The organism is Sphingomonas aerolata (assembly GCF_023935825.1).
Lineage (GTDB): Bacteria > Pseudomonadota > Alphaproteobacteria > Sphingomonadales > Sphingomonadaceae > Sphingomonas > Sphingomonas aerolata.
On record NZ_CP098762.1, the window covers coordinates 2,384,081 to 2,408,844 of the forward strand.

The window sequence follows — 24,764 nt, forward strand, 5'->3', positions numbered from 1 at the left end:
ATGGATAGCGAAGCCCGTCTGCTCGCCTCGGTCGGCGCCGAGCTTGGTGAAGGCCCGGTCTGGTCGGCGCGCGACAAGGCGCTGTGGTTCGTCGATATCAAGGCGCCCTGCGTCTATCGATATGATCCCGCGTCGCATGCGCTCGATCGCTTCGACGCGCCATCGCATGTCGGCTGGATCCTTCCCGCACAGGACGGCCTGTGGGTCGCCGGGCTCGCCAAGGGCCTCCACCGCTTCGATCCGCGCGACGGCAGCTTCACGCTGATGAACGGCATCGAGGCGGACCTGCCCGACAACCGCCTCAACGACGCCGCGGTCGATCCCGCCGGCAGGATCTGGTTCGGGTCGATGGACAACAAGGAAGTCCACCCGACCGGGCATATCTATCAGTGGCACCGCGGCGCCGTCAGCAGGACCGCCGTGTCGCCCGTCGTGATCACCAACGGCCCCGCTATCTCGCCCGACGGGCGCACCGCCTATCTGGTTGATACGCTGGGCCTGTCGATCGCCGCGCACCCGATCGGTCTCGACGGCACGATCGGCGCGGGTCGCCCCTTCCTCAAGTTCGACGCGAGCAAGGGCTATCCCGACGGTGCGATCTGCGATGCCGGCGGTGGCGTGTGGGTCGGCTTTTACGGCGGCTGGGCGGCGCGACGGTTCGCGCCCGATGGCACGATGACCGACGAAGTGCGCTTTCCCGTCTCGAACGTCACCAAGATCGCGCTGGGCGGCGACGATGGTCGCACCGCCTTTGCGACGACCGCGCGACAGGGACTGTCGGCAGAGCGCCTCGCCTCGCAACCGCTCGCGGGCGACATCTTCACGTTCCGGACCGACATTGGCGGCATTCCCGTCATGCCGGTCAGCTTGGACCTTTAATCTCTAGACCTTGAACGCGCCAACAGAGCGTGCACCATCAGGAAGGACGTCACTAATGAACGGCACGGCTACAGCCAGGGCCACGGGCTCACCCACCGATGCGGGGGGCGTCAACAGCGCGCTGATCGCCCTCATCGTCGCGGTGGCGACGATCGGGGGCTTCATGTTCGGATATGATTCGGGCGTGATCAACGGCACGCAAAAGGGGATCGAGGCGGCGTTCGACCTCGGCAGACTGGGCATCGGCATCAATGTCGGCGCGATCCTAGTCGGATCGTCGGTCGGCGCATTCGCGGCGGGCCGGCTGTCCGACGTGATCGGCCGTCGCAACACGATGATGCTGGCCGCAATCCTGTTCATCGTCAGTGCGCTCGCAGCGGGGGCGGCGAATTCGTCGCTGCTGTTCATCATCGCGCGGATCATCGGCGGGTTCGGGGTCGGCGCCGCCAGCGTCACCTCGCCGGTCTATATCTCCGAAGTCGCACCGGCCAATATCCGCGGACGACTGACCAGCATCCAGCAGGTGATGATCATCTCGGGCCTGACCGGCGCGTTCGTCGCCAATTTCGCGCTCGCCCGCTTCGCCGGCGGCTCGACCGCCGAGTTCTGGCTTGGGTATCAGGCCTGGCGCTGGATGTTCTGGCTTCAGGTGATCCCCGCGACGATCTATTTCGTCGCGCTGTTCTTCATCCCGGAAAGCCCGCGCTATCTCGTCGTGAAGGGTCATGACGCAAAGGCCGAGGTGGTGCTGACCCGTCTGTTCGGCGCGGCCGAGGCCCGCCGCAAGGTGGCCGAGATCCGCTCGTCGCTCGCCGTCGATCACCACAAGCCGCGGCTGTCCGATCTGGTCGACAAGACCACCGGCAAGATCCGTCCGATCCTCTGGGCGGGTATCGGTCTGGCGGTGTTCCAGCAGCTCGTCGGCATCAACGTCGTGTTCTACTACGGCGCGACGCTTTGGGAAGCGGTCGGCTTCACCGAGGACAATGCGCTCCAGATCAACATCCTGTCGGGCGTCCTGTCGATCGGTGCCTGCCTCCTGACGATCGCGTTGATCGACCGGATCGGGCGCAAGCCGCTGCTGCTGGTCGGGTCGGCCGGCATGACGGTCACGCTTGGTATCGTTGCCTGGGCCTTCTCGAACGCCGTGCCCGCCGCCTCGGGCGTCGGCGTCACGCTGCCCGGCAATACGGGGCTGATCGCCCTCGTCGCCGCGAATCTCTACGTGATCTTCTTCAACGTCAGTTGGGGGCCGGTGATGTGGGTGATGCTGGGCGAGATGTTCCCGACGCAGATCCGCGGCTCGGCCCTCGCCGTCGCGGGGTTCGCGCAGTGGATCGCCAATGCGCTGATCTCGGTCAGCTTCCCGTCGCTCGTCCTCTCGCCGGGGCTGGCCTTCACCTATCTCGGCTATGCGATCGCCGCGCTCATCTCGTTCTTCTTCGTCCGCGCCGCGGTCACCGAGACCCGGGGTCGCGAACTCGAAGACATGACCGGCTGAGCCGAACCATGAAAAAGGGCTGGCGGGAGGTGTTCCTCCCGCCCGCCCCATTTAGGCCTGTCGGTGGCGCGCTCGGCGCCTAGTGATTGTGCCGCGGCGTCTTCGCGGCAATCCCGCGATACTTCACCGCAAAGTCCAGCACCCCGCCCTGCGCCAGCTGCCCCGTCTTTTCACGGTACAATTCCTCCCAGGGCGAGTTGCTCGGCGGGATCGGCGGCGCAGGCTCGGTCTTGCGACGGGCGATCTCGTCTGCATCGACCAGCGCGTCGCAGGTCCCGGCGACCAGATCGATCCGGATCATATCGCCGTCGCGCAGCCAGGCGAGCCCGCCACCGACCGCGCTTTCGGGCGACACGTTGAGGATCGACGGGCTGTCCGACGTGCCCGACTGGCGTCCGTCGCCCAGCGTCGGCAACGTCAGGATCCCCTGCTGGATGAGCGCGTCTGGCGGCTGCATGTTGACCACCTCGGCCGATCCGGGCCAGCCGATCGGACCCGACCCGCGGATCACCAGGATGCACCGCTCGTCGATCCCCAGCGCGGGGTCGTTGATGCGGTGGTGATAATCGTCCGATCCGTCGAAGACGACCGCGCGGGCCTCGAACCGGTTCTCGGCTCCCGGCGTCGACAGATAACGCGCGCGGAAGGAGTCGGAGATCACCGACGTCTTCATGATCGCATGATCGAACAGATTGCCCTTGAGCACCAGGAACCCGGCATGCTCCATCAGCGGGGCGTCGAGCGTGCGGATCATCTCGCGGTCCCGCGTCACCCGGCCCGTCAGATTGTCGCCCAGGCTTTGCCCGGTGATCGTCAGGCAGCTCGTGTCGAGCAGCCCCGACTCGGCCAGTTCGTGCATCACCGCAGGCACCCCGCCCGCGCGGTGGAAGCGCTCGCCGAGATACTTGCCCGCCGGCTGCATGTTGACGATCAGCGGCACGTCATAGCCGTGCGTCGACCAGTCGCTCATGTCGAGCGCGACCCCGGCATGCTGCGCCATCGCCATGATGTGCGGCTGCGCGTTGCTCGACCCACCGATCGCGCTGACGACGCGGATCGCGTTCAGAAAGGCTTCGCGCGTCAGGATCTTCGACGGGCGCAGATCCTCATAGGCCATGTCGACGATCCGGCGTCCGGTCTCGAACGCCATCTGGCCGCGTTCGCGGTACGGCGCGGGGATCGCGGCGCACCCAGTCAGCGACATGCCGAGAGCCTCCGCGACCGCGTTCATCGTCGACGCCGTCCCCATCGTGTTGCAATGTCCGGCCGATGGCGCGCTGTCGGTCGCGCGGGCCAGGAACTCCTCCTCGTCGATCTCGCCCGCGGCCAGCTTGCGCCGGCTGCGCCAGATCACGGTGCCCGAGCCGACGAGTTCGCCATCATGCCATCCGTCGAGCATCGGCCCGCCCGACAGGACGATCGCGGGAATGTCGACGGTCGACACGGCCATGATCCCCGCGGGGGTCGTCTTGTCGCATCCGGTGGTCAGCACGACCGCGTCGATCGGATAGCCGTACAGCGTCTCGACCAGCGTCATATAGGCGAGGTTACGATCGAGTGCCGCGGTCGGGCGACGGCAATTCTCGAAGATCGGGATCGTCGGGAATTCCATCGGGATCCCGCCCGCTGCGATAATCCCGTCGCGCGTCCGCTTGGCGAGCTCTACATGGATACGGTTGCAGGGCGACAGGTCGCTGCCGGTCTGCGCAATCCCGATGATCGGCTTGCCACAGCGCAGCTCGGCGGGCGTGAGCCCGTAATTCATGAAGCGTTCGAGATAGAGCGCCGTCATGTCCGAGCGGGCGGGGTCGGCGAACCAGTCGCGCGAACGAAACGGCCGAGCCGGTACGCGATCCAAAGCTTCTCTCCTCCAAGTCAATCCGATAGCGCTACCTTTACCTGCCGAACAGTCAAGCTCGGCGCGCCCCCTTGTGGCGAAACTCCCGCCGCAACGGGATCGCCGTACGACGATTTGAGGTTCGCGCCAATTGTAACACGCGTGCAACATGGCGGATTGACGCTCGATCGTGAAGCTGTTGAAACCGGTACATAATCGTGCGGGTCGGGAGAGCCGGAATGCGACAGGTCACAGGCATGTATGCCATATCGCCACGATCGCCGTCGGACGAGCCGTGTGCCGGACGCTCCATCCTAGGGCCACGCCGGTCGACCGGCATCCTGGTGAACCTCGTCCGGTGACGCCGCGACAGATCGATCTGGTCCGCGACAGCTTCGTCCATATCCTGTTCGCGGCGGACGAGGCCTCGACGATCTTCTACGACCGGCTCTTCGCGCTCGCCCCGGAGTCCCGCGCGCTGTTCACGAACGACCGCATTGTCCAGGGCCGGCTCTTCATGCAGACGCTCGCCAAGATCGTCACCGGGCTGACCGCGTTCGAGGCGATGCGTCCTGAACTGAGGGCGCTGGGCCGACGCCATGTCGCGTATGGCGCCAAGGATCATCACTACGCCATTATCGGCGACGCGTTGCGCCATGTCGTCGCGCATTTCGCCGGCGCGGATTTCGATCCTGATACCGACCGGGCCTGGCAGGACGCCTATGATCTGGTCGCGCGGGTGATGATCGCAGCAAGCCACGAGCACCACGTCTAGCGGGTCCGGACGGGCCGCGAAGCACGCGCCGCCGGCATCATCCCAAGCGATCCGGGGGCACCGGCTCATAGCGCGGCACGACGAGATGGATGACGGCGAGCGCGACGAGATAGGCGCAGGCCGCAACGATGAAGATCGGTTGATAGCTGCCGACGGTCTCGAGGATGCGACCCGCGAACTTCGCCATCAGCATGCCTCCGATCGCGCCCGAAAGGCCCCCCAGCCCCACCACCGACCCCGTCGCCCAGCGCGGCAGCAAATCGCCCGGCAGCGCATAGAGATTGGCCGAGAACCCCTGGTGCCCGGCACAGGCCACGCCGATCATCAGCACCGCCCACCACATGCTCGGCACCTGGGTCGCGAACGCGATCGGCACCGCACACAGGGCGCAGGCGAACATCGCGGTCTTGCGTGCGCGATTGACGCTGTAGCCGCGCCCGATCAACCGCGACGAGAACCAGCCGCCCGCCACCGACCCGACATCGGCGAGCAGATAGACGGCGATCAACGGCGGCCCGAAGGCGAGCATCGTCACGCCATATTGCCGGTTGAAGAAGTCCGGCAGCCAGAACAGGAACGTCCACCACACCGGGTCGATGAGGAACCGCCCGAGGATATAGGCCCAGGTCTGGCGTTGCCGCAGCAGCGTCCGCCACGCGACGGGCCGACCGGGTTCGACCGGCTCGCTCGCGATATAGGCGAGCTCCTCGACCGTGACCCGGGGATGCTCGCGGGGGCGGCGGTAGAAGCCGAGCCAGACGATCAGCCATATGAGCGTTAGCAGCCCGGTCAGGATGAACGCCCAGCGCCAGCCCATCGTCACCGCGATGATCGGGACCAGCAACGGCGTGAGGATCGCGCCGACGTTCGACCCGGCGTTGAAGATGCCAATCGCAAGCGCTCGCTCGCGCCGCGGAAACCATTCGTTGGTCGCGGCGATCGCGGCGGGGAAGGTCCCGGCCTCGCCGAGCGCGAGCGGAATCCGCGCGAAAATCATCCCGCTGGTCGAGGTGAAGAAGACGTGGCCGACATGGCCAAGCGTCCACAGCGCCACCGCGAGCGCATACCCGATCCGCGCGCCGAGCCGGTCGATCAGCCGGCCGAAGACGAGATAGCTCAGCCCGTACGCCGCCTGAAACCAGATGGCGAGGTCAGCATAGCCCGTCTCGCTCCAGCCATAGCGTTGCTGCAGATCGGGCTTCAGCGTCGGCAGGACGAGCCGGTCGACATAGCTCAGCACCACCGCCGCGAACAGCAGCGCGCAGACGATCCACCGGACCCGGCCCCGCGGTTTTACGACGTCGGCGGGGCTCGATCCGTCGGCGCTCACCAGTTGCACAGCGTGCCGTCTTCCAGCCGCGCGACCGGAAGATAGGCGCGTCGATAGTCATGGGTTTCGGCCAGCGCCTCGTCGATATCGACGCCGAGGCCCGGCGCCTCCCCCGGATGCATCATCCCCGCATCGAAGCGATAGGCATGCGGAAAGACCGCGTCGGTCTCGTCCGTGTGCGGCATGTGCTCCTGGATCCCAAAATTGGGGACGGAGAGCCCGAAATGCAGCGCGGCGGCCATCGCCACGGGAGAAAGGTCGGTCGCGCCGTGGCACCCGGTCCGGATATGATAGAGGTCGGCAAGCGCGGCGATCCGGCGCAGATGCGTGATGCCGCCGGCATGCACGACGGTGGCGCGGATATAGTCGATCAGCTGGTGCTCGATCAGGTCCTTGGCGTCCCAGATCGAATTGAACACCTCCCCCACCGCGATCGGCGTCGTCGTGTGGTGGCGGATCAGCCTGAACGCCTCCTGGTTCTCGGCGGGCGTCGGATCCTCCATCCAGAACAGGTTATAGGGTTCGAGCGCCTTGCCGAGACGCGCCGCCTCGATCGGGGTGAGCCGGTGATGGATATCGTGGAGCAGGTGGACGTCCCAGCCCATCGCCTCGCGCGCCGCCTTGAACAGCTCGGGGACGACGCGGAGGTATTTCTCGGTCGACCACACGCTCTCGCTCGGCAGATCCGCATCGGCGGGTTCGTAGCGTGCGCCGTGCTTGGCGACGCCATAGGTCGAGGCGAGCCCGGGCACGCCGCATTGCAGCCGGATCGCCTTGTAGCCCTTGGCCTGTTCCGCCTTCGCGACCGCGATCGTGTCGTCGATCGTCGTGCCATTGGCGTGCGCATAGACCATGCACGCGTCGCGCGCGGCGCCGCCGAGCAGCTGATAGACGGGCATTCCCGCCAGCTTGCCCTTGATGTCCCACAGAGCCGTGTCGACCGCGGCGATCGCCGCCATCGTCACCGGGCCACGCCGCCAATAGGCGCCCTTGTAGAGAAACTGCCAGACGTCCTCGATCCGATGCGCGTCGCGACCGATCAGGCAGGGCACGACATGATCGCTGAGATAGCTCGCGACGCTGAGTTCGCGACCGTTGAGCGTCGCGTCGCCGAGCCCGGTGGTGCCGTCGTCGCACTCGATCTTGAGGGTGACGAAATTGCGCCCGGGGCATGTCACGATGACGCGGGCATTGACGATCCTGGGCATGACGATCCTTCAGGCGATTTCGAGAATAACGGTCTTGAGGCGCGTCGAGTCGGCACCGACGGAAATGTCGAACAGACCCGGCTCGACGACCTCGCGCATCGCGATGTCGAAGAACCGGAACGCGTCCGGGCCGAGCGTGAACTGGACCGTGCGGCGCTCGCCGGGGGCCAGCGTCACGCGTTCGAAGCCCTTCAGCTCGAGGATCGGCCGCGCGACGGACGACACCTGATCGCGCACATAGAGCTGGACGACCTCGTCGCCCGCGCGCGCGCCGACATTGGCGATGTCGACCGAGACGGTGACACTAGCCGCGATCCCGATCTTCGCCGACGACAGGCGCGGCGCACCGATCTCGAACTTGGTGTAGCTGAGCCCGAACCCGAACGGGAACAGCGGCGCGGTCGTGTCGAACAGATAGCCGCGACGCGCCGAGGGCTTGGCGTCGTAGAAGACCGGCAGCTGCCCCGTCGACCGCGCGACCGTCACCGGAAGCTTCGCACCCGGATTGATGTCCCCGAACAGCGCCTCCGCGATCGCAGTGCCCCCCTCCTGCCCGACATACCAGCATTCTAACACGGCATTGGCCTGCGCCGTCACGCTCGGCCAAGATGGCGGGCGCCCGTTGATCGCGACCACGATCACAGGCTTCCCCGTCGCCTTCATCGCGGCGAACAGCGCATTCTGCTCGCCGAGCAGGTCGAGGCTGGTGCGATCGCCGAGATGCGTCTTGGCATAGCCCTCCCGGCTCGTCTGTTCGGTGTCGCCGACCGCGAGCAGGATGACGTCCGCGGTGCTGGCGACGGTCACCGCCTCGGCGATCAGGTCCCGGTTGCGCGCGGGATCGGCCAGCAGCACCTCGTTGGCGGAGCGGTCCTCGCTCTGCGTGATGAAGACACCCTGCGCGTGCACGACGTCGGCCTTGCCCTTCAACCGCGCGCGAACCCCCTCGAGCAGCGACACGGTCGCCTTGGGGATCGACGAATAGCCACCGAGCCGCGCGACCGCTGCGTTCGGACCGATGACCGCGACGCGCTTGTGCGCGCCCGGGGTGAGCGGCAGGACACCGTCGTTGACGAGCAGCGCGATCGATCGCCGCGCCGCCTCGAGCGCCAATGCGCGCGCCTCGGCATTGCCGGTCATCCGCGCCGCCGCCTGCGGATCGACAATCGCCTGCTCGAACATCCCCGACCGCATCTTCAGCGTCAGCATCCGCCGACACGCGGCATCGACCGCCTCGATCGCCACCCGACCCGCACGCACCTGATCGGCGAGCGAGCGATAGGCCTCGCCGTCCGGCAGGTCCGAATCGACGCCTGCCGCCAGCGCGAGGCGCGCCGCTTCAGCCTTGTCCGCGGCGATGTGATGCAGCGATGCGAGTTCGCCGATCGCCGCATAATCGCTGACGATCGCCCCGTCGAAGCCCCATTCGCCGCGCAGCACGTCGTTCAGCAGCCAGCGATTGGCGTGGCTCGGGACGCCGTCGATCTCGTTGTACGACGGCATCACCGCGCCGATCCCGGTCCGCGCGACGACCGCGCGAAACGGCGGGAAGAAATTCTCGCGCAGTTCGCGTTCGGCGATTGGCGCGGGGGCGACATTCTCGCCGCTTTCGGGCTGGCCGTGCCCGGTCATGTGCTTGAGCGTCGCGAACACCTTGCCGGGTGCCAGCGTCTTGCCCTCGCCCTGCAGGCCGATCACCGAGGCGACGCCCATTTCCCCGCACAGATAGGGATCTTCGCCGAACGTCTCCTCGATCCGGCCCCAGCGCGGGTCGCGGGCGATGTCGACGACCGGCGACAGCGCAAGGACGGTGCCGTGCGCCCGCACCTCGCGCGCGATCACCGCGTTGACCCGGCGGACGAGGTCGCGATCGAACGATCCCGCCAGCGCGATCGCCTGCGGGAAGCTGGTCGCTTCCGGCGCCATGAAACCGTGCAGCGCCTCCTCGTGGAACAGGATCGGAATGCCCAGCCGCGTGCGGGTCGTCGCCCAGCGCTGCGCCGCGTTGACGAACGCGATCGTATCCGCCGGAGCGCGCCATCGCCCGGTAACGGCGGCCCCTGTATTGGCCGCGGTGGCAGCCCCGCCCCGGTCGGACGGCCGCGCGATCTGGCCGATGCCATTGGGATAGGCCGTATCGGCGCGCGCCGGGTCGAAGCGCAGCGCGTCGTCCATCACCTGCCGCTTCGTCGTCGACAGCGTGATCAGCTGCGCCACCTTCTCGTCGAGCGTCATCCGCGCCATGAGATCGCGGACCCGCAGGTCGACGGGCGCGCGGGGATCGCGGTAGACGGGCGACTCCTTCGCGGCGCCGGCCAGTCCGGGGGCCAGACCGGACGTCAAAGTTGCGAGCGATGCCGAACCCAGCCAGCGGAGCATGCCGCGGCGACTGGTCGCGATTGTCCTGAAACTCGTGCCGGTCACCCATCGTCTCCTGTCTTCAAACGCGGCATTGCTGTCGATGCCGTCATCGTGATAGCGATAACATGTTCGACAAGCAGACCCGTTGTCAATGCGGGAGGCTGTGCCGGGAGAGGAAAGAATGATGCGAGTGCGTTGGCTTTGCGTGGCGGTCGCGGTTGCGATGGCGAGTACGACCGGGGCGCAGGCAGAGGACGGCTACGACCTCTGGATGCGCTACCGCCCCCTGGCGAAAGAGGCGGCGACGGCGCTCGACCGGGATGCCGAATCGGTCGAAGTACGCGGCCAGTCGGCGACGTTGCGCGCCGCCGCGGACGAGCTTCGCCGCGGTCTCGCGGGGCTGACCGGGCACGCTTTTGCCATGGGTCCGAGCCCGCATCCGATCCTGCTGGCGACCTCGGCGGACGGAGACGTCGGCCGCCTCGGCCTGCCGCTGAACGACCTCGGCGACGAAGGCTACATCGTGCGGCAGGTGCGTCTCGGCGGCCGCGACGTCACGCTGGTGACGGGGCGTACCGACCGCGGCGTGCTCTACGGCAGCTTCGCGCTGCTGCGCCACATCCAGACCGGCGGGCGGATCGACCGGATCGCGCTCGCCTCGGCACCGCGAGTGAAGCTGCGCGTGCTGAACCACTGGGACAATCTCGATGGCGTGGTCGAGCGCGGCTATGCGGGCCAGTCGCTCTGGGACTGGTGGACGCTCCCCGACTTCAAGGATCCCCGCTACACCGACTATGCGCGCGCCAATGCGTCGATCGGCATCAACGGCACGGTCCTCAACAACGTCAACGCCAAGCCCGACAGCCTGTCTGCCAGCTATATCGCCAAGGCCGCCGCACTCGCCGATGTCTTCCGCCCCTATGGCATCAAGGTCTATCTGTCGGCCCGGTTCTCCGCGCCGATCGAGCTTGGCAAGCTGAAGACGGCAGACCCGCTCGACCCCCAGGTCGCGGCCTGGTGGAAGGCGAAGAGCGACGAAATCTATCGCGCCATTCCCGATTTCGGCGGCTTCCTCGTCAAGGCCAATAGCGAGGGGCAGCCTGGGCCGCGCGATTATCACCGCAGCCATGCGGAAGGCGCGAACATGCTCGCAGCGGCCGTCGCACCGCATGGCGGCATCGTGATGTGGCGGGCGTTCGTCTATGCCGACACCGACCCTGACGACCGCGCGAAACAGGCCTATACCGAGTTCAAGCCGCTCGACGGCAAGTTCGCCGCAAACGTCATCGTCCAGGTCAAGAACGGCGCGATCGACTTCCAGCCGCGCGAGCCGTTCCATCCGCTGTTCGGGGCAATGCCCAGGACACCGCTGATGCTGGAGTTCCAGATCACGAAGGAATATCTCGGCTTTGCGACGCATCTCGCCTATCTTGGGCCGCTCTTCGCCGAGACGCTGGGCAGCGAGACCTTCGCCGGCGGCAAGCGTGCGACGGTCGCCCAGATCGTCGAGGGCGGCGTCAATCGCCACGCGCTGACCGGCATGGCGGGAGTCGCCAATATCGGCCGCGACCGCGACTGGGCCGGATCGACGTTCAATCAGGCGAACTGGTTCGCGTTCGGGCGGATGGCCTGGGATCCGACGATCGGTGCACAGCCGGTTGCGCGCGAATGGGCGGCGATGACCTTCGGGCCGAACCCCACGATCGTCGCACCGGTGACGGACATGATGATGGGCTCGCGCGAGGCGGTGGTCGACTATATGACGCCGCTCGGCCTCGCGCACGTCATGGCCACGGGCCATCATTATGGCCCCGGCCCGTGGGTCGCCGACTTGAAGCGTCCGGAATGGAATCCGGTCTATTATCACCGCGCGGACAAGGCCGGGATCGGGTTCGACCGGACGCGCACCGGCAGCAACTCCGTCGCGCAATATGCGCCAGAGCTTGCCCGCAGTCTCGCCGATCCCGCGACGACACCGGAGCGTGACCTGCTGTGGTTCCATCACGTGTCATGGGACCGGCCGATGGCATCGGGACGCAGCCTCTGGGCCGAGATGGTCCATGATTATGATCGCGGCGTCGGCTATGTCGCGGACATGCGCCAGCGCTGGGACGGACTGCGCGGCCAGGTCGATGCCGAACGCTGGGCCAAGACCGCGACCTATCTGGGGATACAGGAGCGCGAGGCGCGGTGGTGGCGTGATGCCAGCCTCGCCTATTGGATGTCGGTGAACGGCCGGTCGCTGCCGACCGGCGCCGCTGCGCCCGCGCATGATCTCGACTGGTACAAGGCACAGCACCCCGCTTTTGCGCCGGGCAACCCGCAGTGAGCGGCCTTATGGAGAAAGCGATGACGGTAGGATCTTCGGTCGCCAGGCCGACGGCGTGGCTGTTGGCAGCATTGCTCGCGACCGGCGCGGATGCCCAGCGCGCCGCGCCGGCTCAGCGGTGGACCGGGAGCTGGGGCTCTGCGCAGATGATCGCGACCGGCGACAATGCGCTGCCGGCCGACCGCGCCGGCGCGATCACGCTGCGACAGGTCGTCCGTCTGTCGGCTGGCGGCACGCAGGTCCGCGTGCGGCTGTCCAACGCGTTCGGCACGCAGCCGCTCAGGATCGGCGCGGCGCATATTGCCCGGCCGACCGCTCTCGGCACCGCGCGTATCGCGGGCGGCACGACGCTTCGCTTTGCCGGACAGGTGACCGCGGTCATCCCGGCGGGTGGGGAGATCTATTCGGATCCGGTCGCGCTCGCGCTCGCACCCGGGGCCGACCTCGCCGTCAGCCTCTATTTGCCCGATCCCGCCACGCCGCAGACCGGCCATCCCGGTGCGCGGGCCACCAGCTTCACAGTCGCGGGCAATCACGTTGCCGACCCGCTCCTCGCAGGCGCGACCGCGACGCCGCACTGGTATGCGCTCGCCGATGTCGAGGTGGCGGGGCCCCGCGTCGCCCAGGTCACCAGCGCGACACGCCCGACGACGATCGTCACGATCGGCGATTCGATCACCGATGGCTATGGCGTCGCCCCGGAACGCAACACCCGCTGGCCCGACATTCTTGCCGAGCGGCTGCGCGCGGCGCCGGCGACACGCGCGCTCGGCGTCATCAATGCCGGCATCGGCGGCAACCGGATATTGCTCGACGGGCTCGGCCCCAACCTTGTTGCCCGGTTCGATCGCGACGTGATCGCGCGCAGCGGCGTCGGCTGGGCGATCCTGCTCGAAGGGGTGAACGATCTCGGCGTCTTGACGCGCGACGCGCCGGCATCGCCCGAGGACCATGCGGCGCTCGTCGCGCAACTGACTGCCGGCTTGCGCCAACTGGCCGACCGCGCGCATGTGCACGGTATCAGGATCATCGGCGGCACGGTGATGCCGTTCGGCGGCAATGACTATTATCACCCGGACGCCGCGCTCGAGGCCGATCGCCAGGCGGTCAACAGCTTCATCCGCAGCTCAGGCGTGTTCGATGCGGTGATCGACTTCGACCGGGTTATGCGCGATCCGCGCCGTCCCGACCGCCTCGCGCCGGCATTCGACTCGGGCGATCATCTTCACCCGTCCGAAGCGGGCTATCGGGCGATGGGTGCCGCGGTACCGCTGGCGCTGTTCACAACGCCGCAGCGCTGAGCACGCGCCCGGCATGACGGTTGCGCCGGTCCCCGGCCTGTGCCGCCAGACCGGGCGACCAGTTCGCCCGTTCCTTTGGCTAGTCCGAACCTGCCGGAACAGGCCCCGCCCCGCTTTCCAATGACGGGGCAGGTCCCTCTCTGTCTCAAGTATTAAATAATCATATTTAAGTTATTTTATCGGCTATGGCTTTACTGCCACTGTGTCTAAAATACGCGACACAGAATACAGATTACCGTTGACAGTATTCGTGCCCATGGTAGCCCTATCACACACCGCCAATAAGAGCGGTTTCGAAAGGGCTGCGGTCATGCCGCAAAGGGGGAGAGAATGATGAGGGGTTCGTCCATACTCAATGCACTCGTGCGTTCGAGTTCGATTGCCACAGTTGCCGTTTGCCTGCTGAATCCGGCACAGGCCTTCGCGCAAATGGCGCCAGCTGCCGAGACAGGGTCGCCTGCGACTGCCGCGCTTCCGGCGACATCCACCGTGCAAGACGCAGGGCAGACCGCGAGCCAGGATCCGCAATCGGCCCCCGGGGACGAGATCGTCATCACCGGCATCCGCGCCAGCCTTGGTCGCGCTATCGACATCAAGCGCAACTCGGCAGGCGTCGTCGACGCCATCTCGGCCGAGGATATCGGCAAGTTCCCCGACACCAACCTCGCGGAATCGCTGCAGCGCGTCACCGGCGTCTCGATCAGCCGAGCCAACGGCGAAGGCTCGCAGGTTGCCGTCCGCGGCTTCAGCGGCGGCTTCAACCTCGTCACCCTTAACGGCCGCCAGCTTCCGGCGACCAGCATCGACACGAGCACCGGCAACGCGTTTGCGACCGGTACGGGTCGTTCGTTCGATTTCCAGAACCTCGCATCCGAGGGTGTCGCCACGCTCGAGGTCTACAAGACCGGCCGCGCCAACATTCCGTCGGGCGGCATCGGTGCGGCGATCAACGTCGTCACCCGCCGACCGCTGTCGTCGAACGAGAGCGGTCTTTCGGGGTCGATCGGTGCCAAGGGGCTGTATGACAGCTCGGTCGAGAAGGCAGAGGGCGATCTGAGCAAGATCACGCCAGAGCTGTCCGGGCTGATCAACTACAAGAACCCGAACGAAACCTTCGGCGTCAATGTGTTCGGCAGCTATCAGCTGCGCGAATCCGCTTCGGTTCAGTCCAACCCCAATTACTGGAACATCGTGCCGCTGGCCGATTTCCTCAACACGGCGGGCGCCTATATCCGGCCGACGACGGTGATCACCAATCGCCCGACGACCGAATATGTCCAGATACCGAACGACAGCCGGTACCAGTTCTCCGAGAACCGCCGCGAGCGTCTGAACGGCCAGGCCAACATCCAGTTCAAGCCGTCCGACCGGTTCGAAATCTCGATCGACGGCATGTATGCCCGCAACAAGCTGAGCGAAGAACGCAGCGAGCAGACCAACTGGTTCCAGCGCCCGTTCACCGAAGTCACCTTCGATGACAACAATCAGATGCAGAGCGCGGTGATCCTCGCCGAGTCGATCCAGGCGGACAAGGGCTACGAGCAGCAGCGGTTCGCGACCAAGACCGAGCTCTATTCGGTCGGTGGCAATGTGAAGTGGGATTTCACCGACAATCTGCGACTGACGCTCGACGCCAACCATGCCAAGTCGAAGACCAATCCGGATAACGCGAACGGAACCTCGGCGACAACGATCTCGATCGGTGCGCCGGTACGCTCCTCGCACAAGGTCGATTTCACCACCGGCTTCCCGCAGCAGTCCGAGACGATCAACGACTGCACCGCAACCAACGGTGGTCGCGGCGGCAACTGCAATAACACGCTCGACATCGCGGATCTGGGTAGCCAGGTCGCACGGAAGATCACGTCGACTCAGGAAGCCCGGATCAACCAGTTCGGCGGCGACGTCGCCTGGGACCTGGGCGGGGGCAGCAAGTTCAACGTCGGCGGCAATTATATCGACGCGAACATGCGCTCGACCACGGTCAACACGATTCAGACGCTCGGTGACTGGGGCATCACGGATACCGGCCGCGTCGCAGAACTCGCCGGCGATCTCGTCGACACCTTCTGCCTGACCTGCAAGTTCGACAAATATGATCCGAAGTCGACAGGCTCGTCACTGGTCGCCTTCCGCGCCAACGCGGTCGATCTGCTTAACGTCTTCGAGCCTTTCTACGCCGCCCGCGGCAACGCGGTCTCGCCGAGCCCGTCCTCGGACGATACCGTCGGTGAGAAGACCTGGGCGGCCTATGGCCAGATCACCTGGGCCGGTGAACTCGGCGGACGCCGCGCCAATGCGCTGATCGGCGCCCGCTATGAAAAGACGCGGGTCAAGTCGATCGGTATCCAGTCAGTGCCAAGCGGCATTCGCTGGTCGCAGGACAATGACTTCGCGGTCGATGGCGGGCCGCCCAGCGGCGCCGTCACGGTCAAGGCGAGCTACGACAATCTGTTGCCATCGCTCGATTTCAACATCGAACCGATCGACAACGTCATGGCGCGCGCCTCGTTCAGCCGCACGCTTGCCCGTCCCGACTATGGCAATCTCTTTGCCTCCGTCAGCGCCGGGGCACCGAACCGCCCGACCGCGCTCGGCGCCGCTCCTGCGGGCGCAACGCGCCAGGATCCGGCGCTGCTGCCGCTGGTCTCGGACAATTTCGACGTGTCGCTCGAATGGTATTACAAGCCGACGAGCTTCGTGTCGGTCGGCTTCTTCAACAAGGACGTCCGCAACTTCATCGGCAACCAGGTCACCAGCGGCAATCTGTTCGGGCTGCGTGACCCGGGTTCGGGCGCTGCCGGTTCGCGCTCGGGTACCGCGCTGGCCTATCTCCAGGCGAACGGGCTGCCGCTCAGCGACATCAACCTGTTCTCCTACACCGCGTTGCTGACGCAGAATAACGGCAACCAGGCGGCCGCATCCGCCGCGTTCCAGAACAATATCGATCCCGCGACGGGTGGCCTGAGGACGCAGTTCGTCGTCGATCTGGCCAATGCGGTCGACATCGTCGCCGATCCCAACGATCCCTTGTTCGAGTTCGCGATCAGCGGACCGGTCAACAACCGCGAGGGCAACATCCACGGGTTCGAGGTCGCCTGGACCAACTTCTTCGGCCAGACCGGCTTCGGCTTCGCGGTGTCGTACACCAAGGTCAATGGCGACGTGAACGTCGATCCCTATGCCGATCCCAACGTCAACATCTTCGCACTGACCGGCCTCGGCGACAGCGCGAACCTGACCGGGATCTATGACAAGAACGGGCTTTCGGCGCGTGTCTCGTACAACTGGCGCGACAAATATCTGTCGGGCACCAACCAGGGCGGCAACCGCAACCCGCTCTTCACCGCAGCCTTCGGGACGCTCGACGCGAGCATCAGCTACGACATCGCGCAGAGCTTCTCGATCTCGCTCGAGGCGGTCAATCTGACGAGCGAGCCGTTCCGCCAATATGCCCGTACCGAGACCAATCTGGTCTATGTGCAGGAACTGAAGCCGCGCTTCTATCTCGGCGCACGCTACCGCTTCTGAGCACGGGCCGGCGTGCGCCTCGGCGCGCGCCGGACACCGCATCGGGCAATGGAGGGGCCGCAGCACCGTGCCGCGGCCTTTTCCTGTTGTCCGACGCCGCCTGGCTGATAGACCCGGACAAAAAGGGACCGGAGCGGATGAACCCCGTACAGATCAACAATATCGATCATGCCGACCTGCGCGTCAGCCCGCGCGCCGGCGCCGCATTCAATGACGCGGCCAATCAGGCGCTGGTCTTCCCCGCCGAATTCGAGGAACTGCAACGCGAATTCGCGATCGTGTTTCGCCGCCGCGACGAAGGTCTTCAGGCCTATGCGCTGTTCGGGCTCGACCGCGACGAGAATCTCTTCCTCACCGACGACAGGTGGACCAGCCGCTACGTCCCCGCCAGCCACCGACGCGGTCCGTTCTCGATCGGCATGACCCGGTCCGCACCGGACGATGTCGGCGGGGCGATGCTGCAGGTCGATCTCGACGATCCGCGCGTCGGTGACCCGGCGGGTCTGCCGCTGTTCCTCGAGCATGGCGGCAACACGCCCTATCTCGATCATGTCACCGGTGTATTACGGCTGCTGTACGAGGGGATGGAATCCGCGCCCGCCGCCTATGCCGCGCTCGACGCCGCCGGGCTGCTCGCGCCGGTCACGCTCACGATCGATGTCAGCGACGAACGCCGCTACACCGTACCCGACGTGCTCGTCGTCGACCTCGAGCAGCTCGCGGCGCTCAGCGGCCCGCCGCTCGAACAATTGCACCGCTCGGGTATCCTGCGGCTCGCCATTCTTGCCGCGTCATCGCTCGGCAATATTCAGCAGCTGATTGCACACAAGCAACAGCGGCTCGCGGCAGTCGGTTGACCCCGGTGCCCGCCATCACCCGCCGGACACGCGTGATCGAAGGGGCGGACGCGCGGACCCTGCCCGTCGCCGATCTTATCGCGGAGGGCCGCCCGACGATCCTGCGAGGGCTCGCGCGCGACGTGCCGCTCGTCGCCGCGGCGCGTCAGGGCCCCGCGGCCGCGGTCGCCTGGCTCAAGCGGTTCGATGGCGGCCAGCCGGTGACGGCCTATATCGGCGACGCCGCGATCGGCGGCCGCTTCGGATACACGGCCGACTGCACCGCGCTCAACTTCACCCGCGAGCGCGGATCGCTGTCCGCCTATCTCGATCAGCTTCTCGCCCGCATCGACGATGCCGCAGCGCCCAGCATCTATATCGGCTCGACCGACATCGATCAGTATCTCCCCGGCCTCCGGGGCCAGGCGGTGCTCCCCTTCGGCGACCCCGAACTCATCGCGCATCCGCCGCTGGTCAGTATCTGGATCGGCAACCGGACGACCGCCTCGGCGCATCACGACATGTCGAACAACATTGCGGTCACGTTGGTCGGGCGGCGGCGCTTCACGCTCTTCCCGCCCGAGCAGGTAGCCAACCTCTATCCGGGGCCGCTCGAACCGACGCCCGCGGGCCAGGTCGTCTCGATGGTCAATTTCGATGCGCCCGACTTCACCCGCCATCCCGGCTTTGCCGATGCGCTGGCGGTGGCCGAAGTCGCGGAGATGGAGCCCGGCGACGCGCTCATCTACCCGGCCTTGTGGTGGCACCAGGTCGAGGCGCTCGATCCGTTCAACGCGATGATCAACTATTGGTGGAACCCGACGCCGCGCTTCATGGACACGCCGCAGAACACGTTGCTGCACGGCCTGCTCAGCCTGCGCGACCGGCCCGAGCATGAGAAGCGCGGGTGGCAGGCGTTGTTCGACTATTATGTCTTCGGCGATGCGGCCCGCGCCGGCGCGCATCTCCCGGCAGACGCACGGGGCGCACTCGCGCCGCTGGATGCGATGGCCGCGCGAAGGCTGCGCGCCACGCTGTTGCAACGGCTCAATCGATGAAGGGATATGCGATGGATACCCCGCCGAAAACCCGCGTGATCATCGCCGGCGGCGGCACCGCCGGCTGGCTCGCCGCGGCGCTGCTGACGCGACAGCTCGGCGCGCTGATCGACGTCACGCTGATCGAGTCGGACGAGATCGGCACCGTCGGCGTCGGCGAAGCGACCATCCCCACGGTCCAGGCCTTTCACGCACTGCTCGGCCTCGACGAGCGCGCGTTCATGGCCGCCACCGGCGCAACCTTCAAACTCGGCATCGCGTTCGAAGGCTGGGCGCGCCCGGACGATCGCTATGTCCATTCGTTCGGCGATGTCGGGCGGTCCACCTGGATGGGCGACTTCCAGCATTTCTGGCTCGAAGCGCGCGCCAACGGTCTGGCCGGCGACTTTGGCGACTATTGCCTCGAACTCCAGGCCGCAGAGGCGCGCCGCTTTACCATCGGTCAGCAGGGTCCGCAGCTCAACTATGCCTATCATTTCGACGCGGGCCGCTATGCCCGCTTCCTGCGCGAGCGCTGCGAGACCGCGGGGCTGACCCGGATCGAGGGACGGATCGCCGGGATCGATCGCTCGGCCGAGACCGGCCATATCGATGCGGTCGTCCTCGCCGACGGATCGCGCGTCGCAGGCGATCTGTTTCTCGACTGCAGCGGGTTTCGCGGGCTGCTGATCGGCGATGCGCTCGGTGTCGGCTATGAAGACTGGAGCCACTGGCTCCCCGCCAACCGCGCACTCGCGGTGCAGACGACGTCGGTCGAGCCCGCCCGGCCCTATACCCGTGCGATCGCGCACGATGCCGGCTGGCAGTGGCGGATCCCGCTGCAGCACCGCGTCGGCAACGGTATCGTCTATTCGAGCGAGTACCTCTCCGATGATGCGGCCCAGGACCGTCTGCTGGCGTCGGTCCAGGGTCGCCCGCTGACCGACCCGCGTCTGCTGCGCTTCACGACCGGGCGCCGCCTGTGCGCGTGGGAGGGCAATTGCATCGCGCTGAGCCTCGCCGGCGGGTTCGTCGAACCGCTCGAATCGACCAGCATCCATCTCGTCATGACCGCGCTCACCCGGCTGCTCCGCGCCTTCCCCTTCGACGGGATCAGCCCTGCGGTCGTTGCGCAGTTCAACGCGCAGACGCGGCGCGAGATCGAAGGCGTCCGCGATTTCGTCATCCTCCACTATCATTTGAACCAGCGCAGCGAACCGTTCTGGAAGGCCTGTGCCGCAATGCCGATCCCCGACACGCTGGCGGAACGCATCGCGCTGTTCGCCGACGCCGCACAGGCCTATCAGTCGCCGGACGACCTGTTCCGCGTCAGTTCCTGGACCCAGGTCATGCTGGGCCAGCGGCTCGAGCCGCGCGACTGGCATCGCCTCGCGCGGATGATGCCGCCCGAACGGCTTGGATCGTCGCTCGCGGAGCTGAAGGCGGGGATCGCACAACAGGTCGAACGGCTGCCCGCGCATCAGGCGTTCGTCGATCGCTATTGTGCCCAGGCCGCGACCACGGTTGCAGCATGAGCATCGGAAAATCCTGACCCGACCCGTCGCCTCAGGTCAGAGATTGGCCTGTTCGTCGGTCGGCAGCTCCGCGTCCGGGCCATAATAAAGCACGGCGCATTCTGCCTTCAGACACCCGCCCTCGATGACGATGTCCTCGCGATAGGCGTCGTGGATGAAGGCGAGCGTATCGACGTGCTTCGCCTCGAAATACATCGGATGCACGTCGTCGCGGCCCGCGCCATAGACGACGCGCCCGACCTTCGACCAGATCGACGCCATCGTGCACATCCCGCAGGGTTGCAGTGTCGAGTAGAGCGTCGCCCCGCGCAGTTCGAGTTCGCCCGTATCCTCGCAGGCGCGTCGGATCGCCATCATTTCGGCGTGCGCGGTCGCGTCGGGAAGCTCGTGCGTCTGGTTGCGTTCGCCCGCGATGATCTTGCCGTCGAGCACGATCACGCAGCCCAGTGGTGAGGTCGACGGATCCGATCCCTTCGACCGGGCGATCGCGATCGCCTCGCGCATCCAGCGTTCATCATCCTGCATCATGGCGTCACCTCCCGGAATCACCGTGTAACGCACGGAAGCAGGTCTTGTTCGCCCGGTCCGGCAGAGCGAGCCCTAAATCGGCGATCGGCCTTTGCCGTCGGGTCAAATTCTTCGAAACGGCTGGGCGAAATCTGCCGATGCGCGTTGTCATCACGCGTTGCAGGACGGCCGATAGCCCGTCGTGCAGGACCTTTCCTATCCCGAGGAGCCATTGATGCCGACCACTCTCAAAGCCAAGTTCGACACGCGCCGCGAAGCCGAGATGACGGTGGAACGTCTCGTCCAGGAAATGAAGGTCGAGCGGACCGACATCTTCATCACGACTGACGGTGCGGACAACAGTGCTGGCGACGAACGCGCGGGCGCCGACACTGCAGGCGATAATCTCACGCCCGCGTCGCGCGCCGACGCCGCGCTAGAGGGCAAGATCATCGTCTCGGTCGATATCGCGGACGCCGGGCGCGCCAGCGACATCAGGGCCGCATTCGCCGAGTTCGACGCCTCCGAGGTGGCAGAGCGCTAAACGCCGTAAGGGCGGGGCGGACGACACGGTGTCCGCCCCACCCCTGCGACCGTCTCTACTCCCTCCCCGACACCATGGAATCCGACATGACCGACACCACCGCCATCATGGCCCGCCAGCGCGAGATCGCGTCCGAACATCTGCTGTTCAAATTGATGGAATATGTCGAGGCGCAGCACCCGGGGCTGCTCGACTTCATGGAAGCCAGCCTCGACCATCTCGGCGACCCGGCGACCGACGAGACCAAGGATGATGCCGGAGTCCGGCAGATTGCCGCGCGCATGATCACCGGCGCGCGCAAACAGGGCGTCGACGCGGGCTGACACGTCCGGTGACAGGCTGACGGCGGGGCGGCGAAACGCCGCCCCGCCCCGTCGCTAGCAGGCGTCCTGTCCGCCGAGCACGTCGAGCGCCATGACGTGCGCAAGGTGCGACAGACCCTGCGGCAGGTTGCCGAGAAACATGCCCGTCTTCGGATCGGCCATTTCCGTCATGATCCCGACGCCGCGATCGAGCGCCTCGGAAATGCCTTCAAGCGCCGCCTCCGCCCGATCACGCTGGCCGAGCAGCGCGCGTGCCTCGATCATCCAGAAGGTGCACGCCAGGAAACACCCTTCCTCGGACCATACGTCGGTGTAGCGATAGTGATAGGGCCCCGCCCCCAGTTCGCGGTCGATCGCGTCGAGCGTCTTTTCCAGCCGCTCGCGCCCGTCGAAGCCGAACCGCACCGCCAGCGCGAGCGACGCGTCGAGCTTGTCGCTGCCGGGGTAGAAGACGAACGCCTGCTTGGTCTCGGACCAGCATTCATCCTCGATCCACCGCGCGATCCGGTCGCGTTCGCGCGACCAGCGGTCGCGGCACGTGGTCGGCAACTGCCCCTGGTCCGCCAGTTCGACCGCGCGCGCCAGCGCCTGCCAGCAGCTGATCTTCGACATGGTGTAATGCTGCGACTCCTCGAGCTCCCAGATGCCAGCATCCTTCTGCCGCCACGCGTCCGCGCACCGGTCCGCCAAATGCGACAGCAGCTCGGCGCTCGACGCATCGAGGATATTGCCGCAACTGACGAAGCGGGCGGCGGTCTCGAATATGTCGCCATAGACGCCGTGCTGGTTCTGGTCGGTCGCGGTGTTGCCGACCTGCACGGGTTTCGACCGCCGATATCCCGGCACGTCGATTTCGCTCAGATCGGGGACCAGCGCGCCGTCGAGCGTATAGCAGACGCGCGGGCCGTGTTCGCCCAGTCGCTTCAACAGCCAGGTGAACGCCGCCTTGGCCTCCATCTGCGCCCCCGCGGCAAGGAACGCCTTGATCGTATAGCCGGCGTCACGGATCCAGGCGTAGCGATAGTCGTAATTCTTCTTGCCGCCGATCCCTTCGGGGACGGAGGTGGTCGCGGCGGCTGCGATCGCACCGGTCGGTGAATAGAGCAGCAGCTTCAGCGCGAGGACGCTGCGGATGAACGCGGGGCGCCGTTCGCCGTCATAGTCGATCCGGTGCGACCATTGCCGCCATTCCGCGTCGGAGATATCGATACGCTCGTCGATGTCGGCGATCGTCGGCACGACGAGCGGCTCGTCCTCGCCCGCGACGATCGCGACGACCTCGCGCTGCCCCTGCGCGACCGTCAGCACGCCCGTCACCGCCTCGTCGCTGCGATCCACGACGACGCCGTCGCTGTGCAGGAACAACCCGAGCACGCGGTCGACATGGAAGACCGGATATTCGCCGATCTTCGACTGATACGGGCTCGCCCCGCTGGCCCTGCGCCCCGGACGCATCTCGATTCTGAACCGGACCGCACCGTCGAGCCCGTCGATCCGCCGTGCAAGTTCGGTCCAGGGCAACCGCCCGGCCGTACCGCTGTTCATCGACTCGGTCAGCCGCGCGCGGCCGCTGTCCGTGATGAAGAGCGTCTCGAGCACGTTGCTGCCGGGCAGATAGCGGCGCTCGACGGTGAACGGCTCGGTCGGGGTGATGCTGAACCGTCCCCCGTCCTCCGGATCGAGCAGCCGGTCGAACAGCGGCTGCGAATCGAGATTGGGCACGCACCACCAGTCGATCGACCCGTCCGCCCCCGACAGCGCGACCGACCGCCCGTCGCCGAGCGCGCCATAATCCTCCAGCCGCAGATAGCCGTCCTCACGCACCCCCTCGCGTACATCGTTGCGCGCGGGTCGGGTGGTGGCGCGCAGCACGTCGTTGGCCAATGCGGCAAGGGTCTTGGCCATGGAAGTGTCTGTCCGATCGCGTCTTTGCCCCCCACCAGGCCGGGTATTCGATGCTGGGGAAGCCGTGGTCGGACATGAACGTCGCGGCGTGCGCCAATATCCCGCCCCAACGCTATTTTCCTGGCAGCCGCCCGCAACGCGCCGACCGGGTCCGCCCGCCGCTCAGAGCGGGGACACGTCCGGCATGAAGATATAGCCGTTGCCACGTACCGTCCGGATCAGTTCGGTGCGGTCGTGCCGCTGCACCTTGCGCCGCAGCCGGCTGATATTGACGTCGATCGTGCGGCCCTTCGCCGGGCCGTCGCTGCGCCCCAGCGTCGCGATCATGTCGTCGCGCGAATGGATCGTCTGCGGTTGCGCCACGAACAGATGCAGCATCTGGAACTCGCCATCGGTCAGCCGGACATTGGTGCCGTCGGGGGCGGTCAGCGTCCGCATCCGGCAGTTCAGCGCCCAGCCCGCAAAGCCGACCAGATCGTGGCTCTGCACGGGACTTGCGGCGCCAACGGGTCGTTCGGCCGGCGCGGGGTCGGCAGGATCGGGCGCCGCACCGACGGCCAGTTGCGCCCGTTGCCGCCGCAGCACCGACCGGATCCGCGCGAGGATCTCGCGCGGGCTCGATGGCTTGGTGACATAATCGTCCGCGCCCAGCTCGAGCGCGACGACCCGGTCAATCTCGCTCGACAGCGCGGAGAACATGATCACGCGCGGCGGATCCTGGGTCTGGGTCAGCGCGCGCAGCACCGACAGCCCGTCCTCGCCGGGCATCATCATGTCGAGCACGACGAGATCGCAGGGACGGTGCGCGAGCCGGGTCCGCAACGCGGCGCCGCTCGCCACGGCTTCGGCGCGCAGGCCGTGATCGACCAGAAACCCCGTCAGCAACTCTCGCAGCCCGGGATCGTCGTCGACGATGACGATCCGCGCGCTGTCATCCGCTCCTCGGGTGCCGGCATGGAGATCAGGGCCGGGCACGGCGACGGAAACGCTGTTGGTCAAAATCATGCGCCTCGCCTGCAGGTCAG

Annotated in this window: 18 protein-coding genes; 11 read left to right on the forward strand and 7 right to left on the reverse strand. The window is 66.6% G+C overall.

Going from position 1 to position 24,764, the window contains the following annotated elements:
- Together NEF64_RS10885 and NEF64_RS10890 are read left to right on the forward strand one after the other, a co-directional pair.
- A complete protein-coding gene (locus tag NEF64_RS10885) occupies window positions 1-879 on the forward strand; it encodes an SMP-30/gluconolactonase/LRE family protein (RefSeq protein WP_056407992.1) in 879 nt (292 codons plus the stop codon).
- A 55-nt stretch (window positions 880-934) separates the two neighbouring features.
- On the forward strand, window positions 935-2,380 hold the full coding sequence (locus tag NEF64_RS10890; RefSeq protein WP_056407989.1) for a sugar porter family MFS transporter: 1,446 nt from the start codon (window positions 935-937) through the stop codon (window positions 2,378-2,380).
- A 79-nt stretch (window positions 2,381-2,459) separates the two neighbouring features.
- Here NEF64_RS10890 and NEF64_RS10895 read toward each other — a convergent pair whose 3' ends face one another.
- Entirely contained in the window at window positions 2,460-4,238 is a 1,779-nt protein-coding gene (locus NEF64_RS10895) for an IlvD/Edd family dehydratase (RefSeq protein WP_056407987.1), read from the reverse strand.
- A 337-nt stretch (window positions 4,239-4,575) separates the two neighbouring features.
- Here NEF64_RS10895 and NEF64_RS10900 point away from each other — a divergent pair, with 337 nt between their 5' ends.
- Window positions 4,576-4,992 carry a globin domain-containing protein gene (locus NEF64_RS10900; RefSeq protein ID WP_056407984.1) on the forward strand — a complete coding sequence of 139 codons (417 nt, stop codon included), beginning with the start codon at window positions 4,576-4,578 and terminating at the stop codon, window positions 4,990-4,992.
- 37 nt (window positions 4,993-5,029) lie between these two features.
- Here the strand turns inward: NEF64_RS10900 and NEF64_RS10905 are convergent, their stop codons facing one another.
- From NEF64_RS10905 to NEF64_RS10915, 3 genes are read right to left on the reverse strand one after another with little or no spacing between them, the layout of a single operon-like run.
- Window positions 5,030-6,322, reverse strand: a complete 1,293-nt coding sequence (locus tag NEF64_RS10905; RefSeq protein WP_056408728.1) for an MFS transporter — start codon at window positions 6,320-6,322, stop codon at window positions 5,030-5,032.
- Window positions 6,319-7,530 carry a D-mannonate dehydratase ManD gene (gene manD, locus NEF64_RS10910; protein WP_056407981.1) on the reverse strand — a complete coding sequence of 404 codons (1,212 nt, stop codon included), beginning with the start codon at window positions 7,528-7,530 and terminating at the stop codon, window positions 6,319-6,321. The genes NEF64_RS10905 and manD overlap by 4 nt, the downstream gene beginning before the upstream one ends.
- 9 nt (window positions 7,531-7,539) lie before the next feature.
- Window positions 7,540-9,909 carry a glycoside hydrolase family 3 N-terminal domain-containing protein gene (locus tag NEF64_RS10915; RefSeq protein WP_056407978.1) on the reverse strand — a complete coding sequence of 790 codons (2,370 nt, stop codon included), beginning with the start codon at window positions 9,907-9,909 and terminating at the stop codon, window positions 7,540-7,542.
- Between the two features lie 166 nt (window positions 9,910-10,075).
- Between NEF64_RS10915 and NEF64_RS10920 the strand changes: the two genes are divergently transcribed.
- The 6 genes from NEF64_RS10920 (at window position 10,076) to NEF64_RS10945 (ending at window position 20,460) form a co-directional block, all read left to right on the forward strand.
- The gene (locus tag NEF64_RS10920; protein WP_420833717.1) at window positions 10,076-12,220 is read left to right on the forward strand and encodes an alpha-glucuronidase family glycosyl hydrolase; all 2,145 of its coding nucleotides are present in this window, start codon (window positions 10,076-10,078) and stop codon (window positions 12,218-12,220) included.
- Window positions 12,221-12,240: 20 nt separating this feature from the next.
- Window positions 12,241-13,521 carry an SGNH/GDSL hydrolase family protein gene (locus NEF64_RS10925; protein WP_056408724.1) on the forward strand — a complete coding sequence of 427 codons (1,281 nt, stop codon included), beginning with the start codon at window positions 12,241-12,243 and terminating at the stop codon, window positions 13,519-13,521.
- 489 nt (window positions 13,522-14,010) lie between these two features.
- Window positions 14,011-17,052, forward strand: coding sequence for a TonB-dependent receptor (locus tag NEF64_RS10930; protein ID WP_056407975.1), 3,042 nt, complete (start codon window positions 14,011-14,013; stop codon window positions 17,050-17,052).
- A gap of 137 nt (window positions 17,053-17,189) precedes the next feature.
- On the forward strand, window positions 17,190-17,909 hold the full coding sequence (locus NEF64_RS10935; RefSeq protein WP_056407972.1) for a SapC family protein: 720 nt from the start codon (window positions 17,190-17,192) through the stop codon (window positions 17,907-17,909).
- A gap of 5 nt (window positions 17,910-17,914) precedes the next feature.
- Complete coding sequence (locus NEF64_RS10940; protein ID WP_082447015.1) at window positions 17,915-18,946, forward strand: cupin-like domain-containing protein; 1,032 nt, start codon at window positions 17,915-17,917, stop codon at window positions 18,944-18,946.
- 11 nt (window positions 18,947-18,957) lie between these two features.
- Window positions 18,958-20,460 carry a tryptophan halogenase family protein gene (locus tag NEF64_RS10945; RefSeq protein ID WP_056408722.1) on the forward strand — a complete coding sequence of 501 codons (1,503 nt, stop codon included), beginning with the start codon at window positions 18,958-18,960 and terminating at the stop codon, window positions 20,458-20,460.
- A 36-nt stretch (window positions 20,461-20,496) separates the two neighbouring features.
- On the opposite strand, the gene NEF64_RS10950 is transcribed toward NEF64_RS10945, so the two are convergent.
- The gene (locus NEF64_RS10950) at window positions 20,497-20,988 is read right to left on the reverse strand and encodes a nucleoside deaminase (RefSeq protein ID WP_056407967.1); all 492 of its coding nucleotides are present in this window, start codon (window positions 20,986-20,988) and stop codon (window positions 20,497-20,499) included.
- Between the two features lie 214 nt (window positions 20,989-21,202).
- On the opposite strand from NEF64_RS10950, the gene NEF64_RS10955 reads away from it, so the two are divergent.
- Window positions 21,203-21,511 carry a hypothetical protein gene (locus NEF64_RS10955; RefSeq protein ID WP_056407956.1) on the forward strand — a complete coding sequence of 103 codons (309 nt, stop codon included), beginning with the start codon at window positions 21,203-21,205 and terminating at the stop codon, window positions 21,509-21,511.
- A gap of 86 nt (window positions 21,512-21,597) precedes the next feature.
- Entirely contained in the window at window positions 21,598-21,834 is a 237-nt protein-coding gene (locus NEF64_RS10960; protein WP_037528414.1) for a hypothetical protein, read from the forward strand.
- A gap of 54 nt (window positions 21,835-21,888) precedes the next feature.
- Here NEF64_RS10960 and NEF64_RS10965 read toward each other — a convergent pair whose 3' ends face one another.
- Together NEF64_RS10965 and NEF64_RS10970 are read right to left on the reverse strand one after the other, a co-directional pair.
- Window positions 21,889-23,739 (reverse strand): glycoside hydrolase family 15 protein, encoded by a 1,851-nt coding sequence (locus NEF64_RS10965; RefSeq protein ID WP_252573734.1) that lies wholly within the window; start codon window positions 23,737-23,739, stop codon window positions 21,889-21,891.
- A gap of 162 nt (window positions 23,740-23,901) precedes the next feature.
- The gene (locus NEF64_RS10970) at window positions 23,902-24,744 is read right to left on the reverse strand and encodes a response regulator (RefSeq protein WP_056407953.1); all 843 of its coding nucleotides are present in this window, start codon (window positions 24,742-24,744) and stop codon (window positions 23,902-23,904) included.
- Between the last annotated feature and the right edge of the window lie 20 nt (window positions 24,745-24,764).